The 14,971-nt window shown below is 71.5% G+C and carries 12 protein-coding genes; 3 read left to right on the top strand and 9 right to left on the bottom strand.

The features are described from left to right. Positions 1-46 precede the first annotated feature (46 nt). Positions 47-1,828, bottom strand: coding sequence for a CYTH and CHAD domain-containing protein (locus tag CP984_RS27005; protein WP_030179755.1), 1,782 nt, complete (start codon positions 1,826-1,828; stop codon positions 47-49). Between the two features lie 297 nt (positions 1,829-2,125). Between CP984_RS27005 and CP984_RS27000 the strand changes: the two genes are divergently transcribed. The 3 genes from CP984_RS27000 to CP984_RS26985 all read left to right on the top strand — a co-directional run bounded on the left by CP984_RS27000 (position 2,126) and on the right by CP984_RS26985 (position 5,877). Further along, positions 2,126-3,505, top strand: coding sequence for a family 2B encapsulin nanocompartment shell protein (locus CP984_RS27000; RefSeq protein WP_003985192.1), 1,380 nt, complete (start codon positions 2,126-2,128; stop codon positions 3,503-3,505). Beyond that, positions 3,492-5,267, top strand: a complete 1,776-nt coding sequence (locus CP984_RS26990) for a SufS family cysteine desulfurase (RefSeq protein ID WP_003985191.1) — start codon at positions 3,492-3,494, stop codon at positions 5,265-5,267. Before CP984_RS27000 ends, CP984_RS26990 begins: the two co-directional genes overlap by 14 nt. Before the next feature lie 145 nt (positions 5,268-5,412). Then, positions 5,413-5,877, top strand: a complete 465-nt coding sequence (locus CP984_RS26985; RefSeq protein WP_003985187.1) for a hypothetical protein — start codon at positions 5,413-5,415, stop codon at positions 5,875-5,877. Between the two features lie 34 nt (positions 5,878-5,911). On the opposite strand, the gene rodA is transcribed toward CP984_RS26985, so the two are convergent. The 8 genes from rodA to folC form a co-directional block, all read right to left on the bottom strand. Continuing rightward, positions 5,912-7,120, bottom strand: coding sequence for a rod shape-determining protein RodA (rodA, locus tag CP984_RS26980; protein ID WP_003985186.1), 1,209 nt, complete (start codon positions 7,118-7,120; stop codon positions 5,912-5,914). After that, positions 7,117-9,258 carry a penicillin-binding protein 2 gene (gene mrdA, locus CP984_RS26975; RefSeq protein WP_003985185.1) on the bottom strand — a complete coding sequence of 714 codons (2,142 nt, stop codon included), beginning with the start codon at positions 9,256-9,258 and terminating at the stop codon, positions 7,117-7,119. The genes rodA and mrdA overlap by 4 nt, the downstream gene beginning before the upstream one ends. Continuing rightward, complete coding sequence (gene mreD, locus CP984_RS26970) at positions 9,255-9,977, bottom strand: rod shape-determining protein MreD (RefSeq protein WP_003985184.1); 723 nt, start codon at positions 9,975-9,977, stop codon at positions 9,255-9,257. The genes mrdA and mreD overlap by 4 nt, the downstream gene beginning before the upstream one ends. Positions 9,978-9,980: 3 nt before the next feature. Continuing rightward, on the bottom strand, positions 9,981-10,913 hold the full coding sequence (mreC, locus tag CP984_RS26965; protein WP_030179748.1) for a rod shape-determining protein MreC: 933 nt from the start codon (positions 10,911-10,913) through the stop codon (positions 9,981-9,983). A gap of 175 nt (positions 10,914-11,088) precedes the next feature. After that, positions 11,089-12,108 (bottom strand): rod shape-determining protein, encoded by a 1,020-nt coding sequence (locus CP984_RS26960; RefSeq protein ID WP_003985182.1) that lies wholly within the window; start codon positions 12,106-12,108, stop codon positions 11,089-11,091. 287 nt (positions 12,109-12,395) lie between these two features. Further along, positions 12,396-12,809 (bottom strand): nucleoside-diphosphate kinase, encoded by a 414-nt coding sequence (gene ndk, locus CP984_RS26955; protein ID WP_003985181.1) that lies wholly within the window; start codon positions 12,807-12,809, stop codon positions 12,396-12,398. A 229-nt stretch (positions 12,810-13,038) separates the two neighbouring features. After that, positions 13,039-13,398, bottom strand: coding sequence for a DUF4233 domain-containing protein (locus tag CP984_RS26950; RefSeq protein ID WP_003985180.1), 360 nt, complete (start codon positions 13,396-13,398; stop codon positions 13,039-13,041). A gap of 2 nt (positions 13,399-13,400) precedes the next feature. Further along, positions 13,401-14,939 carry a bifunctional tetrahydrofolate synthase/dihydrofolate synthase gene (gene folC, locus CP984_RS26945; RefSeq protein ID WP_003985179.1) on the bottom strand — a complete coding sequence of 513 codons (1,539 nt, stop codon included), beginning with the start codon at positions 14,937-14,939 and terminating at the stop codon, positions 13,401-13,403. Positions 14,940-14,971: the final 32 nt, after the last annotated feature.

Raw genomic sequence — 14,971 nt, 5'->3', positions numbered from 1 at the left:
CGGGGCCGCGTCGCCCGCGCCGCAACCGGTCACCCCGTCCGCCCCGTCACCCGCCCAGCTTCCTGCGCAGCCCCGGCCTCGATGCCTTGCGCCACACCTCGGGCAGCTCGCGCTCCCGGGCGGCCGCCGCCGCTTCCTCCCGTCCGTACAGCAGCCCGAAGCTGAAGCCGCCCTCGCCCGCGCCGTGCGCCTGTACGGCGAGATCGCGCAGCGCCTCACGGGCCAGCACGCTGTCCTGGTGGTCGCCGAGCAACTGCTGCACCCGCTTCATGCGCTTGGCGAACTTCTTCGCCGGGCCGCCCAGCGCCGGCCCGGCCGCCTCCGCCGCGTACCGCACGCGCTTGGCCGCCTTGCGGGCGCTGTGCAGCGCCTCGTCGCGCTCCGGCCCGGCCGGCGCCGCCAGCGCGGCCTCCACGCGCCCGGCGAGCCGCCGGTAGTCCTTGAGCACGGCCTTGCCCATGGGGCGCGCCGGCGGACGGGCCGCGGCCGGGCGCAGCGGCGGGTCCGCGAGGAGCGCGTGCAGGCTCTCCAGCAGCGCCAGGTGCCGCGCGCCGTCCAGGACCGCGAGCAGTGTCTGCCGCGAGCCGAGGCGGCGGCGCTGCGACCACAGGCGCAGCCGTGCGGCCACCGGTCCGAGCCGCAGCTCGCGCGGCAGGTCCGCCAGCCCGGCGCGCAGCCGCGCCGCCAGCACCTCGCGGTCCCGGTCAACACCCAACTCCCCTGCCAGCCACTTGAGTTCGTCACCGATCGGGTCGGTCACGGAGCGGTCCAGCACCGTGCCGTACGAGCGGAAGGCGCTGCGCAGGCGGCGGGTGGCGACGCGCATCTGGTGCACCGAGTCGGGCAGGTCGCGGCGGACGGCGGGGTCCAGTTCGACGAGGGTGCGTACCTGCTCGCGGACGTACGCGAGGACGGCGTCGCCGGCGGTGCGGGGGGTCGGGGGTGCGGACTTGGATTTCTTGGCGTTCTTGGATTGCTCGGGTGCCTTGGGCTTCTTGGGTTGTTGTTCGGTGGTCGTGGCCTTGGTCTTGGTGGGCTTCTTGGCGGTCCCGCCGGTCTTCTTGATCGTCTTGGTGTCCGTCGCCCGACCGGCGTCCGCCGTCTCGGCCAGCGCGCGGGCCAGCTTGGACGCCGAACCGGCCGGGCGGATTCCCGCGGCCGCGAAGATCTCGTCCACCGCGTCCAGGAGCCCGGCGTCGCCGTCGCCCACCAGCTCCACCTCGATCTCGCGCCAGCGGACCCCGGTGGTCACCCGGTCCGGCTGCGCCGGCCGCCGCTCCGCCTCCGCCGCCCCGTTCGCATGGGCCACATCACCCGCATCGCCGTGGATCTCGTACGCCACATCCGCTGCGCACGTCGCCTCGCCCGTCCCGTACGGAACCGCCCCGTCGCCCAGGCGGTGCGCCACCACGTCGTCCACCGCGACCTCCGCGAGCGGTTCGCCGCCCGCGGTCTCCAGCACCCACAGCGTGCGCCGGGTCCGCAGGTGCGCGACCGGTGTCAGGGGCGCGCCGCGCACCCGTGAGCGTACGAGGGCGGCGAGCTTGCGCGGCAGCCGCTCGGCCAGCGGCATCCGCACCTCGTCCCGTACGCCGGGGGCCACCGGGAGCTTGAGGTGCCAGCCCGCGTCGCCGCCGCCGGTGCGCCGCCGCAGTGTGATGCCGTCGGCCGCGAGCCGCTGGTCAGGGGTGTCGTAGTAGGTGGCGGACAGGACGACGGTGCCCTGGTCCGCGAGGGCCGCGACCCCGGCGACGCCGGTCAGGTCGGGCAGTTCGGTGCTGCCGTCGGCTTCGTACTTCCGCTCGATTTCCCGCACGGTGTCCGCCATGGATCGAATCTAGCCGCGTGTGGGGCGCCGAGGCAGTCCCCGATCGGACGTTCGTGCGGCGCCGTCCGGCCCGGCGGACGGATTCCGGGCTGGCCACACGGCACACGCGGCAAAAACAGTTCATCTCTGCACGAACACCTGCGAATGCCGGATAGCTCCTTTCCGGCCGGTTGCGGAAATACGCCGTCTTGCCGTCGGCAGTTGCCGCTCGGACGATCGGTCCCCTCCATACCGTGCGGACCGCGGCGGCCACGAGAGCCGCCGCCTGCCCGCGCGCCCTTTCACGAGGAGGTCGTGATGACCACAAATGGCCGTTTGAGCCTCGGTCCCGATGCGGCACGGCAGCTCGCCACCACCACCAAGACCACGCCGCAGATGCGCGGCATCACCCCGCGCTACCTGCTGCGCGCCCTGCCGTGGGTGGACGTCGAGTCCGGCGTCTACCGCGTCAACCGCCGCCGTACCTTCATCCTGGGCGACGACCGGATCAGCACCTTCTCCGAGGGCGACCGCCACCGCATCGTCCCCGAGGACCTGCGGGAGCTGCCGTTCCTGCGGCAGGCCGACGAGGGGCAGCTGCGCGAACTGGCCGAGACGTGCGACGAGATCACCTTCGACGCCGGGCAGACGCTGTGCTCCGAGGGCGAGAACGCCGACCGCCTGTGGGTGCTCGTGCGCGGCCGCGCCGAGAAGCGGGTGACCGGGCGGTACGGCGAGGACGCGTTACTGGAGGTCGTCGGTGACGGCCAGTTCTTCGACCTGGAGGCCTGGGCCAAGGGCGAGTCGCAGCCGTACCAGGTGCGCGCGCTGACCCCCGGTGTCGCGCTGTGCATCAGCCGCGCCAAGCTGGCGGAACTGGCCGACCGCGACGAGTCGCTGCGCACCACGCTGGAGTCCTACTGCGCCGGCGAGATGCCGACGCCGGGCGCCGAGGCGCCGGTCGACCTGGCCGCCGGGCACGTCGGCGAACCGGACCTGCCGGGCACGTACGTGGAGTACGAGGACACGCCGCGCGAGTACCACATGAGCCTCGCGCAGACCGTGCTGCGCGTGCACACCCGCGTCGCCGACCTGTACAACCAGCCGATCGACCAGACCCGGGCGCAGAGCAACCTGACCGTGCACGCGCTGCGCGAGCGCCAGGAGTCGATGATGCTCAACCACCCGGACTTCGGGCTGTTCAACCAGGTCGCGCCGGGCATGCGGGTGCAGCCGCGCACCGGCGCCCCGACGCCGGACGACCTGGACGAGATGCTGGCCAAGGTGTGGAAGCAGCCCGGGTACTTCGTCGCGCACCCGCGGGCGATCGCCGCGTTCGGCCGGGAATGTACCCGCCGGGGTGTGCCCCCGGTGACCGACACGCGGTTCGGCAGTCCGCTGCTGACCTGGCGCGGCGTGCCGCTGCTGCCGTCCGACAAGGTGAACATCAACGGCGCGGGCACGACCGAGATCCTGCTGATGCGGGTGGGCGAGGCGGAGCAGGGCGTGGTGGGCCTGCGCCCGGCCTCCGTACCGGACGAGGTGGAACCGGGCCTGTCCGTACGGAACATGGGCGTCGACCAGAAGGCGATCACCTCGTACCTGGTCACGGCGTACTTCAACACGGCCGTCCTGGTGGAGGACGCCCTCGCCGTCCTCCAGAACGTCGAGGTGTCCAAGTACCATGACTACTCCTGAGTTCACGGGGCTCGCGGCACCGCTGAGCGCGCTCCTGGGCAAGGAGGCGAAGACCGGCGCGGCGGATGCGGCAGCGGCCCCTGCCACCGGCACGAACACGGCCGTCCGTACGGACACGGCCACGAGCACGGCACCGGCCCCCGGCACAGGCGCGGCTCCGGGCGCGGGGGCGACCGTCGTCCCGGCCGCCGCCATGGCGGGCCTGCCGGGCATGCAGCCGGCCCCGAGCGCGGCGACGGGTACGAGTGCGGTGCCGGGTACGAGTGCGGTGCCGGACGCGGGCGCGGTGCCGGGCATGAGCCCCGTCCCGGGCACGAGCGCGCTGACGGATACGAGCGCCGTACCGGGCGTGGGAACGGTCCCGGGCATGCAGGCGGTCCCGGGCTTGGAGGCAGCCCCGAGCATGGGGACGGGCCCAGGCGTGGAGACGGTCCCGGGTATGGAGACGGTCCCGGGCACCCCGTCCAGCCCACTCCAGACCCCCGCCGCGGCCGTCCCCACCGCCAACCCCACAACCACCCAACACCTCCCCGGAGCCCAACGCGGCGCCTTCTCCCCTGAGATGGCGCGGCGGGACTTCCCGATCCTGCACCGGCTGGTCAACGGCCGGCCGCTCGTGTGGCTCGACAACGGGGCCACCACCCAGAAGCCGCGCCAGGTGATCGAGGCGGTGGCGGCCTTCTACGGTTCGGCCAACTCCAACATCCACCGCGGTGCCCACACCATGGCCCGCGACGCCACCGCCCTGTACGAGGCGGGCCGGGCCGCCGTCGCGGACTTCCTGGGCGCCCCGTCCCCCGAGGAGATCGTCTTCGTCCGCGGCACCACCGAGGCGATCAACCTGGTCGCCGAGACCTGGGGCCGGGCCAACATCGGCCCGGGTGACGACATCCTCGTCCCCGTGCTGGAGCACCACTCCGACATCGTTCCGTGGCAGCAGCTGGCCGCCGAGACGCATGCCCGGGTGGTGCCGGTGCCGCTGCTGCCGGACGGGCAGATCGACCAGTTCGCCTACGCCGACCTGCTGTCCTCACGTACCCGGCTGGTGGCCGTCAGCCACGCCTCCAATGTGCTGGGGACCGTTCCCCCGGTGGCGGAGATGACGGCGCTGGCCCACCGGTACGGCGCCAAGGTGCTGGTGGACGGCGCGCAGGCGGTGGCCCATTTCCCGGTCGACGTACAGGCCATGGACGCCGACTTCTACGCCTTCTCCGGCCACAAGCTGTTCGCGCCCACGGGCATCGGCGCGCTGTATGCCAAGCCCGAGCTGCTCGCGTCCATGGTGCCGTGGCAGGGCGGCGGGAACATGATCGAGTCCGTGTCCTTCGACCGGACGACGTTCGCGCCCGCGCCGCACCGCTTCGAGGCCGGTACGGGCCATATCTCCGGCGTGGTCGGGCTGCTCGCCGCCCTCGACTGGCTGTCGTCCTTCGACCATGAGGCCATCGCCAAGTACGAGGCCGACCTGCTGGCGTACGCGCGGCAGGCGCTGGCCATGGTGCCCGGCCTCGAAGTCCTGGGGGACGCCCCGGACCGTATCGCGGTGCTGGCGTTCACGCTCGCGGGCCACGACCCGACGGCCGTGGCGCAGTCCCTGGACCTGGAGGGCATCGCGGTCCGCTCCGGCCACCACTGCGCCCAGCCCGCCCTGGCCCACTACGGCCTGGACAGCGCCGTACGCGCCTCCCTGGCCCTCTACAACACCCCCGAGGAGGTTGACCAGCTGGTGGCTTCGCTGCTGCGGCTGCAGCAGTCACCGTGACCCGACCGGAGCGCCCGTCCCGAGCCACCGGGGCGGGCGCTCCCCGGCCCGCTCGGTGCGGTGATCATCAGCCCCGGTCCTTCGTTGTCACTGCCTCCCGGTACAGTTCCTTCCTCGGTTGGCGCACATCCGGCAGGGGGGGACGATGCTCGCGCATCTGGCGGACACCGCACGGCAGTTGGCGGCCGTTCTGTGGCAGCGGCACACGGTCTACCGCGACCGCACGGGCGGTGTGGTCATACGCGGCGAGCACGTCGAGCGGTGGATCAGCCTGTCCGTCACCGGCACCCGTGGGGAGGTGCTCATACGGGCGGGCCGCATCCTGGACGGCGGTACGAGCGCGCCCGCGCGGGCGGAGACCGTCATGCGGCTGGACAGCGGCACGGGCGAACTGGCCGCCGCCTGCCGCCGCTTGCTGGCCGACATCGCGATGAGCTCCGAGCCGCCGGCGCTCCGCATGCCGGAGTACGCGCGCTCCCCGCGCCAGGCCCGCAATCGGCCACGGAAGGCCCGTATCGCCCTGTGGGTACTGCTCGCCACCGTGACCAGCGCCTCCGTGCTCGCCGTCCTCGTCGCGTACAGCTCCTACAGCGCCGCGTCCGGCCGCTGACGTACGCCCCAACGGCCCGGGGGCGTACCCCCCGTCAGGCGGTCACCGGCCGCTGTACGTGAATCGACTGCAGCAGCCCTATGGCGATCCAGACCGCGAACATGGACGTGCCGCCGTACGAGACGAACGGCAGCGGCAGGCCGGTGACGGGCATGATGCCCAGCGTCATGCCGATGTTCTCGAACGACTGGAACGCGAACCAGGCGATGAAGCCCGCCGCCACGATCGTGCTGTACAGCTCACTGGCCTCGCGGGCGATGCGGCAGGCACGCCACAGGACGACGCCCAGCAGCACGATGATCAGGCCCGCGCCGAGGAAGCCCAGTTCCTCGCCGGCGACGGTGAAGATGAAGTCGGTCTGCTGCTCGGGCACGAACTGACCGGTGGTCTGGCTGCCGTGGAAGAGGCCGGAGCCGGTCAGCCCGCCGCCGCCGATGGCGATGCGCGCCTGGTTGGTGTTGTAGCCGACGCCCGCCGGGTCCAGGCTCGGGTTGGCGAAGGCGGCGAACCGGGCGATCTGGTAGTCGTCCAGCAGGCCCAGCTGCCAGATGGCCACACACCCGATGACACCGGCGCCCAGCAGCCCCAGGATCCACCGGTTGGAGGCGCCGGAGGCGAGCAGGACGCCCAGGATGATCGCGCCGAGGACCATGACCGACCCGAGGTCCGGCATCAGCATGATGATGGCGACCGGGACGGCGGCCAGGCCCAGGGCCTGGACGACGGTGCGGTGGTCGGGGTGCGGGCGGTCGCCCGCGTCGACCCGGCCCGCGAGGATCACCGCCATCCCCAGCGTGATCGTGATCTTGGCGAACTCGGCGGGCTGGAGGGAGAGGCCGCCGGGGATGGCCAGCCAGGAGCGGGAGCCGTTGATCGTGGCGCCCAAGGGGGTGAGGACGAGCAGCGACAGCACCAGCGAGAGGCCGTAGAGGATCGGCACCGCGCCGCGCAGCGTGCGGTGCCCGAGCCAGATCGCGCCGGCCGCCAGGGCCAGTCCGATGCCGGTGTTCAGCAGGTGGCGCAGGAGGTAGCCGTACTCGTCGCCGTGGGTGAGTTCGGTGCGGTTGCGGGTCGCGGAGAACACCAGCACCGCGCCGATCAGGGACAGGGCCAGGCTGCACAGCAGCATGACCCAGTCCAGCCGGCGCACGACCGAGTCGCGCGCCGTCAGTTTGCCCCAGGCGCCGCGGTCGGGGCTGTAGCGGCGGACGGTGAAGCCGTTCGCCGTGTGCGAGCTGGTCACTGGCCCCGCCTTCCGGCCGCGGCGGGCTGCTGGGGGGCGGTGACGGGCTTGATGGGCTGGGCCTGGATCGTGCCGTCGCCGAGGATCTTGGGCAGTCCGGTCTGCGGCCTGGGCAGCAGCGCCTTCGACTCGTCGATCTTGCCCTTGTCGTCCACCCCGTACAGCGCGTTGTAGATCTTGCGCACGGCGGGGCCGGCGGAGCCCGAGCCGGTGCCGCCCTGGGAGATGGTCATGACGATCGTGTAGTCCTTGGTGTACGTGGCGAACCAGCCCGTCGTCTGCTTGCCGTAGACCTCGGCCGTACCCGTCTTGGCGTGCATCGGGATCTTGTCCTGCGGCCAGCCCTGGAAGCGCCAGGCGGCGGTGCCGCGGGTGGCGACGCCGGCCAGCGCGCCGTCGATCTGCGACAGGGTCTTCTCGGTGACCGGCAGCTTCCCGTGCGACTTGGGCGCGATGTTCTCGATGCGCTTGCCGTCGGGGCTGACGATCGCCTTGCCCACGGTCGGGTTGTACAGCGTGCCGCCGTTGGCGATGGCGGCGTAGATCGTCGCCATCTGTATCGGGGTGACCTGGGTGTCGCCCTGCCCGATGGAGTAGTTCACCGAGTCACCGGCGCGCATCTTCATGCCGGACTCGCAGTTCTCCCGGGCGATCTTCGAGACATAGTCGTCGCCGGACTTGCCCTGCTTGCACCAGCTGTCCTTGTTGGCCTCCCAGTACCGCTTCTTCCACTCGCGGTCCGGGACCCGGCCGGTGACCTCGTTGGGCAGGTCGATGCCGGTCTCCTTGCCGAGGCCGAACTGGTGGGCCGTCTTGTAGAACCAGTCCTTCGGGTTCTTCGGCTTGTTGCCGCCGTCCTTCTGCCACTGCTGGTAGGCCAGGCCGTAGAAGACGGTGTCGCAGGAGACCTCCAGCGCGCGGCCGAGGTTGATCGGCCCGTAGCCCTTGGACTCGAAGTTCTTGAAGACCTGGCCGCCGATGCTGAACGAGGCGGTGCAGGGGTAGGTGCCGTCGAAGTCGTACCCGGCGGCGACCGCGGCCGAGGTGGAGATGACCTTGAAGATCGAGCCGGGCGCCGACTGGCCCTGGATGGCCCGGTTGAGCAGCGGGTAGTTGGAGTCCTTGCCGGTCAGCTTGGCGTAGTCCTTGCCGGAGATGCCGCCGACCCAGGCGTTGGGGTCGTAGGAGGGGTTGGAGGCCATGGAGACGATCCGGCCGGTCTTGTTCTCCATCACGACCACGGCACCCGCGTCGGCCTTGTAGTTGGTGCCGGTGTTCTTGTCGTGCTCCTTACGGGCGTCCTTCATCGCCTGCTCCAGTTCCTGTTCCGCTATGGCCTGGACGCGGGCGTCTATGCTCGTGACGACGTTGGAGCCGGGGATCGCCTTGTCGCTCTTGGCCTTGCCGATGACCCGGCCGAGGTTGTCGACCTCGTACCGCGTCACCCCGGCCTTGCCGCGCAGCTGGCTGTCGTAGGTGCGCTCCAGCCCGGAGCGGCCGATCTGGTCCGAGCGCAGCAGCGGCGAGCGGGTGTTCTTGGCCTTTTGGATCTCCTCGTCGGTGACCGGCGAGAGGTAGCCGAGGACCTGGGCGGTCTGGGCCTTGCCGGGCGCGGCGTAGCGGCGTACGGCGGTGGGCTCGGCGGAGATGCCGGGGAAGTCCTCGGAGCGCTCGCGGATCTGGAGTGCCTGCTGGGTGGTGGCCTCGTCGGTGATCGGGATGGGCTGGAAGGGCGAGCCGTTCCAGCAGGGCTGCGGCGTCTTGGCGTCGCACAGCCGGACCTTGTTGCGGATCTCCTGCTCCGACATGCCCAGGACCTTGGCGAGGCGGCCGAGCACGGCCTTGCCGTCGTCCTTCATCTTCAGCAGGTCGGTGCGGCTGGCGGAGACGACCAGACGGGTCTGGTTGTCGGCGAGCGGGATGCCGCGGGCGTCGAGGATGGAGCCGCGGGTGGCCGGCTCGACGACCTGCTGGACGTGGTTGTTGCGGGCCTCGTCGGCGTACTCCCGGCCGTTGCGGATCTGGAGGTACCACAGCCGGCCGCCGAGGGTCAGCAGCAGCGAGAAGACGAGGATCTGGATGGCGACCAGCCGGATCGTGACGCGTGAGCTGCGGCCGGTCTCCGGGAGGTTGGTCACAGTCGTTTGACCCCCTTCATGCGTCCTGTCTTGCCACGGGCCGATCTGCCGAGCAGTCCGCCGCGCTGGCCGCCGATGCGGGCCGGCTTGGACGGGAGGCTGGTGCGCATCGAGCGGCTCGCCTTGAGGCCGGTGCCGGAGCCGAGCCAGCCGTAGGCGCTCTTGCGGCCCTTGCCGGAGCCGCCCGGCCCGCCGGCCCCGTCGGTGGCCAGCGGGTCGTGTTCGGTACGGCGGGCCAGTGCCATCACCACGGGTACGGCGAACGGGGCGAGCAGCAGGTCGTAGAGCGTGGCGGTGAACAGCAGCCAGCCCAGGCCCACCCGGGCGGCGGCGGAGTCGCCGACGAGCGAGCCGACGCCCGCGTACAGCAGGGTCGAGCCGAGGGCCGCGCCGATCACGACCACCAGTGGCATGGTCGCCGAACGGTGCTGTCCGCTGTCCGGTTTGGTCAGCCCGGCGACGTACCCGATGACGCACAGCACCAGGGCGTAGCGGCCGATGGCGTGGTCGGAGGGCGGTGCGAGGTCGGCGAGCAGGCCGGCGCCGAAGCCGATCAGGGCGCCGGAGACGTGCCCGTAGACCAGCGCGAGGCCGAGGACGACCAGGAGCAGCAGGTCCGGTACGGCGCCGGGCAGCTGGAGCCGTGCCAGCACGGCGACCTGGACCAGCAGCGCCACGACGACCAGCGCGGCCGAGAGCAGGATCCTCTTGATGCGCATCGGTCAGCTCCTGGGAGAGGCGCTCGCGGTGGGGGTGGCCGTGACGGTGACCGTCGGCGTCGGCTTGGGCTTGGCGGGCTTGGGCGGCAGGACGGTGTCGCGCGGGTCCTCGCGGGGCGGCTGGACGACCACGCCGACGACGTCCAGCTTGGAGAAGCCGACGAACGGGCGGACCTGGAGGGAGCGGGTCAGATCGCCGTTGGACGGATCGACCCTGACGACCTGTCCGACCGGGACGCCGGGCACGAAGGGCTTGTCGGCACTGGAGCCGAAGGTGACCAGCCGGTCGCCCTTGTTGACCTCGGCCTTGCCGTTCAGCAGCTGCACGCCCAGCGAGTTGCCGCCCTGGCCGGTGGCGAACCCGATCTCGTTGGTCTTCTCCATGCGGGTGCCGACGGTGAAGTCGGGGTCGTTGGCGAGCAGCACGGTGGCGGTGGTGCGGCCGACGGTGGTGACGCGGCCGACCAGGCCGTCACCGTTGAGGACCGTCATGTCGCGGGCGATGCCGTCCTGGGAGCCGGCGTCGATGGTGACGGTCCAGGAGAAGCCCTGCGCCGCGCCGATGGCGATGACCTGGGCGCCCTTGATGCCGTACTGGCCGGTGCCGGCGGTCTTGAGCATCTTGTCCAGCTCGGCGGCGCGGTTGCGGTTGCGGTCGGAGGAGCCCAGCTTCGCCTTGAGGGCGGCGTTCTCCCGCTCCAGGGCGCTGATACGCGTGTGCCGCTCGCCGGAGTCGCGTACGGCGCCGACGGCGTTGCCCACCGGGTCGACGACCGTGGCGATGCCGCTCTCGACCGGCCCGAACACCGCGGCGGCGGCCTGCCGGGCACCGGCGAGCGGGGACCGTTCGCCGCCGCGGATGTCCACCGTGATCAGCGCGAACGCGATCGCGACCAGCAGCACCAGTAGCAGCCGGCTCTCTCGTGTGTCCCTCACGTGCGGCGGCCGTGTCCTTCCTCGTAGGACCGGCCGGCTGCGGGCCCGCGCCGGTCGCGCTGGGGAGTGCGTTGTGCCTTTATACGCAGTGCTCGCCTGTTGGGGCGTGGTGCCTGTATATCAACGATCCGCCGTACGGACGATCAGCCGCCCGTACGGCGGAATGTCGGGTTCCTCAGCGGCGCGGCTGGGAGTCCAGGACCTGCTGGAGCGCCTCGAACTCCTCGACGCACTTGCCGCTGCCGAGTGCGACGGAGTCGAGCGGGTCCTCGGCGATGTGGATCGGCATGCCGGTCTCGCGGCGCAGGCGCTCGTCGAGGCCGCGCAGCAGGGCGCCGCCGCCGGTGAGCACGATGCCGCGGTCCATCACGTCGCCGGAGAGCTCCGGCGGGCACTTGTCGAGCGTCGTCTTGACCGCGTCGACGATGGAGTTGACCGGTTCCTCGATGGCCTTGCGCACCTCGGCCGCGGAGATCACGACGGTCTTGGGAAGTCCGGAGACCAGATCGCGGCCGCGGATCTCGGTGTGCTCGTCCTGCTCCAGGTCGTACGCCGAGCCGATGGTGATCTTGATGCTCTCGGCGGTGCGCTCGCCCAGCAGGAGGCTGTACTCCTTCTTGATGTGCTGGATGATCGCGTTGTCCAGCTCATCGCCGGCCACCCGGATCGACTGCGCCGTGACGATGCCGCCGAGCGAGATCACCGCGACCTCGGTGGTGCCGCCGCCGATGTCCACGACCATGTTGCCGGTGGCCTCGTGGACCGGGAGGCCGGAGCCGATCGCGGCGGCCATCGGCTCCTCGATGATGTGCACCTGGCGGGCGCCGGCCTGGGTGGACGCCTCGATGACCGCGCGGCGCTCGACTCCGGTGATACCGGAGGGGACACAGACGACCACGCGCGGGCGGGCCAGGTAACGGCGCTTGTGGATCTTGAGGATGAAGTAGCGGAGCATCCGCTCGGTGATCTCGAAGTCGGCGATCACGCCGTCCTTCAGCGGACGCACCGCGACGATGTTGCCGGGGGTGCGGCCGATCATCTTCTTCGCCTCGGCCCCGACGGCCAGGATGCCGCCGGTGTTGGTGTTGATGGCCACGACCGACGGCTCGTTGAGGACGATCCCGCGACCCCTGACGTACACCAGCGTGTTGGCGGTCCCGAGGTCGACAGCCATGTCACGGCCGATGAACGACATGTTGTTCCCCATGAGGATACGTCTGGCCTTCCCAACTGGAGCGAATGCTTACTTGAGGTCGGCAGGTGTGGTGCGCCGGGGCGCGGAAACTCCATCGTAGTCACGAAGTCCCCACCGCTCGAACGCAGTGCGGGGTTCCTTCGCCATTGTCGGCGGAACACGGACCCGCCCCCTTCAATGGGACGCCGTGTCGCACCGAAGCGTTCCCCCGTTCGCCGCCGGCTTGCCGTGGGGCGGCCGCGGCGGCGCGGTCGCCCCAGGTCACCGGGGTGCGAACGGACGGAAGGTCAGGAAAGACCGGGGAAGAAAATCTTGATCTCGCGCTCGGCGGACTCCTCGGAGTCCGAGGCGTGGATCAGGTTCTCCCGGGTGATGGTCCCGAAGTCGCCGCGGATGGAACCGCCCGGCGCCTTGATCGGGTCGGTGGGGCCGGCCAGCGTCCGCACGCCCTCGATCACCCGCTCGCCCTCGACGACCAGGCTGACCACCGGGCCCGAGGACATGAACTGCACCAACGGCTCGTAGAAGTCGCGGCCGACGTGCTCGGCGTAGTGCTGCTCCAGGATCGCGCGGTCGAGGGTGCGCAGTTCCAGCGCGCTGATCGTCCAGCCCGCCTTGCGCTCGATACGGCCGAGAATCTCACCGACCAGGCCGCGGCGGACCGCGTCGGGCTTGAGGAGGACGAGCGTGCGCTGGCTCACGGGAAGGACTCCTTGGGTGACGGAAGTCGGCAGGTGAACTGAGGCTACATGGGTGACGGCGCTGGTCCGTACGCGGTATCGGAGCCGGTACGGGGCCGTACGGGTGACGCGGGCCGGGTTTCGCACAGACGTCCGGAGCGGACGCGGACAGATGTCCGGTCCGGGCACGTACGTCCCACTTGCCCGGACCGCTGAACCCGCTTGCGGACGCGGCCGTACGCGGCCGTCCTCACGCAGCGCCCGGCTGCGGCCCCTCCTCGGCCTGCGCAGCCCAGCGGGCCTTCGCCTCGTCGATCTTGCGGCCGAAGTGCACCGACGCCCACCACAGCGCGGCGAAGACCGCCCCGAGGAAGAACATCGTGCCGACCACGAAACCGCTGGCGATCAGCGCGGCCTGGAGCACCCAGCCCAGCTGCACGCCGCCGGGGCGGTTGAGCACACCGCACAGCAGGACGCACAGCAGCATGGCGACGCCGCTGACCGTCCAGACCGTGGCCGTGGAATGGCCGGAGGTCTGCATCGCGACCAGACCGGCGAAGCCGATCACGAAGAACTCGCCGATCAGCGTGCTCGCACACAGCGTGCGCATGGTCAGTTCCTCCCCAGGAGCAGCCGGGCCTCGCCGACCGTGATCACGGAGCCGGTGACCAGCACGCCGGCGCCGGCGTACTCGCCCTCCTCCTCCGCGAGGGTGATCGCCGCCTCCAGCGCGTCGTCGAGCCGCGGCTCGACCTGCACCCGCTCGGAGCCGAAGATCTCCACCGCGACGGCGGCCAGCTCGTCCGGGTCCATGGCGCGGTGGCTGGAATTACGGGTCACCACGACCTCGGCGAAGATCGGCTCGAAGGCTTCGAGGACGCCGCGCACGTCCTTGTCGGCGCTGGGGGCGACCACCCCGACGAGTCGGCTGAAACCGAACGCCTCGCTGACCGCCTCGGCCGCGGCGCGCGCGCCCGCCGGGTTGTGCGCCGCGTCCAGGATGACGGTCGGGCTGCTGCGCACGACCTCCAGGCGGCCGGGCGAGGCGACCGCGGCGAACGCGGAGCGGATGGTGTCGATGTCCAGGGTGCGGGCGTGCTCGGAGCCGATGCCGAAGAACGCCTCCACGGCGGCGAGCGCCACCGCGGCGTTGTGCGCCTGGTGGGCGCCGTGCAGCGGCAGGAAGATCTCCGGGTACTCGCCGCCGAGGCCGCGCAGTGTCAGCAGCTGGCCGCCGACCGCCACCTCCCGGGCGAGCACGCCGAACTCCATGCCCTCGCGGGCGACCGTGGCGTCCACCTCGACCGCGCGCTTGAGCATCACGGCCGCCGCGTCCACCGGCTGCTGCGCCAGCACGACCGTCGCGTCCTTCTTGATGATCCCGGACTTCTCGCCGGCGATCTGCTCGGGCGTATCGCCGAGGCGGTCGGTGTGGTCCAGCGAGATGGGCGTGACGACGGCGACGTCCCCGTCGATCACGTTCGTCGCGTCCCAGGTGCCGCCCATGCCGACCTCGACGACCGCGACATCCACCGGGGCGTCCGCGAAGGCCGCGTACGCCATGGCGGTGAGCACCTCGAAGAAGGACAGGCGGTACTGCTCGCGCTCGTCGACCATCTGTACGTACGGCGCGATGTCGCGGTACGTCTCGATGAAGCGCTCGGCGGAGATCGGGGCTCCGTCCAGGCTGATCCGCTCGGTCACGGACTGCACATGCGGGCTGGTGTACCGGCCGGTGCGCAGGTCGAAGGCGGTCAGCAGGGCCTCGATCATGCGGGCGGTGCTGGTCTTGCCGTTGGTGCCGGTGATGTGGATGGAGGGGTACGCGCGCTGCGGCGAGCCCAGGACGTCCATCAGCGCCTCGATGCGCCGCACCGAGGGGTCGAGCTTGGTCTCGCCCCAGCGGCCGGCCAGCTCGGCCTCCACCTCGCGCAGCGCGCGGTCCACCTCGGGGTCTTCGGGACGTGCGGGAATGCCGTCCCCCTGGGGCGGTCCGGCCTGCGCGCGCAGGGTCCGGCTGCCGGCCTCGATCACCGCGAGGTCGGGGTCCCTGTCGGTCTCGGCCTCCACCATCTCCTCGAAGGGGTCGGCCGGGCCGTCCGGGCCGGGAATCGGGTCGGGGTCGTCGTTCTGGGGGCGGTCGTCGCTCACACACTCCAGTCTACGAGCCACCACCGACACGG

Origin of the sequence: Streptomyces rimosus (assembly GCF_008704655.1) — a bacterium.
Lineage (GTDB): Bacteria > Actinomycetota > Actinomycetes > Streptomycetales > Streptomycetaceae > Streptomyces > Streptomyces rimosus.
The sequence above is the reverse complement of the archived record's forward strand: the minus strand, read 5'-3'. Positions and strand labels throughout refer to the sequence as shown.

Bases quoted from the DNA above. Each gene is read 5' to 3' on its own strand.
- CP984_RS27005 (WP_030179755.1), bottom strand. From the start codon at position 1,828: ATGGCGGACACCGTGCGGGAAATCGAGCGGAAGTACGAAGCCGACGGC.
- CP984_RS27000 (WP_003985192.1), top strand. From the start codon at position 2,126: ATGACCACAAATGGCCGTTTGAGCCTCGGTCCCGATGCGGCACGGCAG.
- CP984_RS26990 (WP_003985191.1), top strand. From the start codon at position 3,492: ATGACTACTCCTGAGTTCACGGGGCTCGCGGCACCGCTGAGCGCGCTC.
- CP984_RS26985 (WP_003985187.1), top strand. From the start codon at position 5,413: ATGCTCGCGCATCTGGCGGACACCGCACGGCAGTTGGCGGCCGTTCTG.
- mreD (WP_003985184.1), bottom strand. From the start codon at position 9,977: ATGCGCATCAAGAGGATCCTGCTCTCGGCCGCGCTGGTCGTCGTGGCG.
- CP984_RS26960 (WP_003985182.1), bottom strand. From the start codon at position 12,108: ATGTCGTTCATCGGCCGTGACATGGCTGTCGACCTCGGGACCGCCAAC.
- CP984_RS26950 (WP_003985180.1), bottom strand. From the start codon at position 13,398: ATGCGCACGCTGTGTGCGAGCACGCTGATCGGCGAGTTCTTCGTGATC.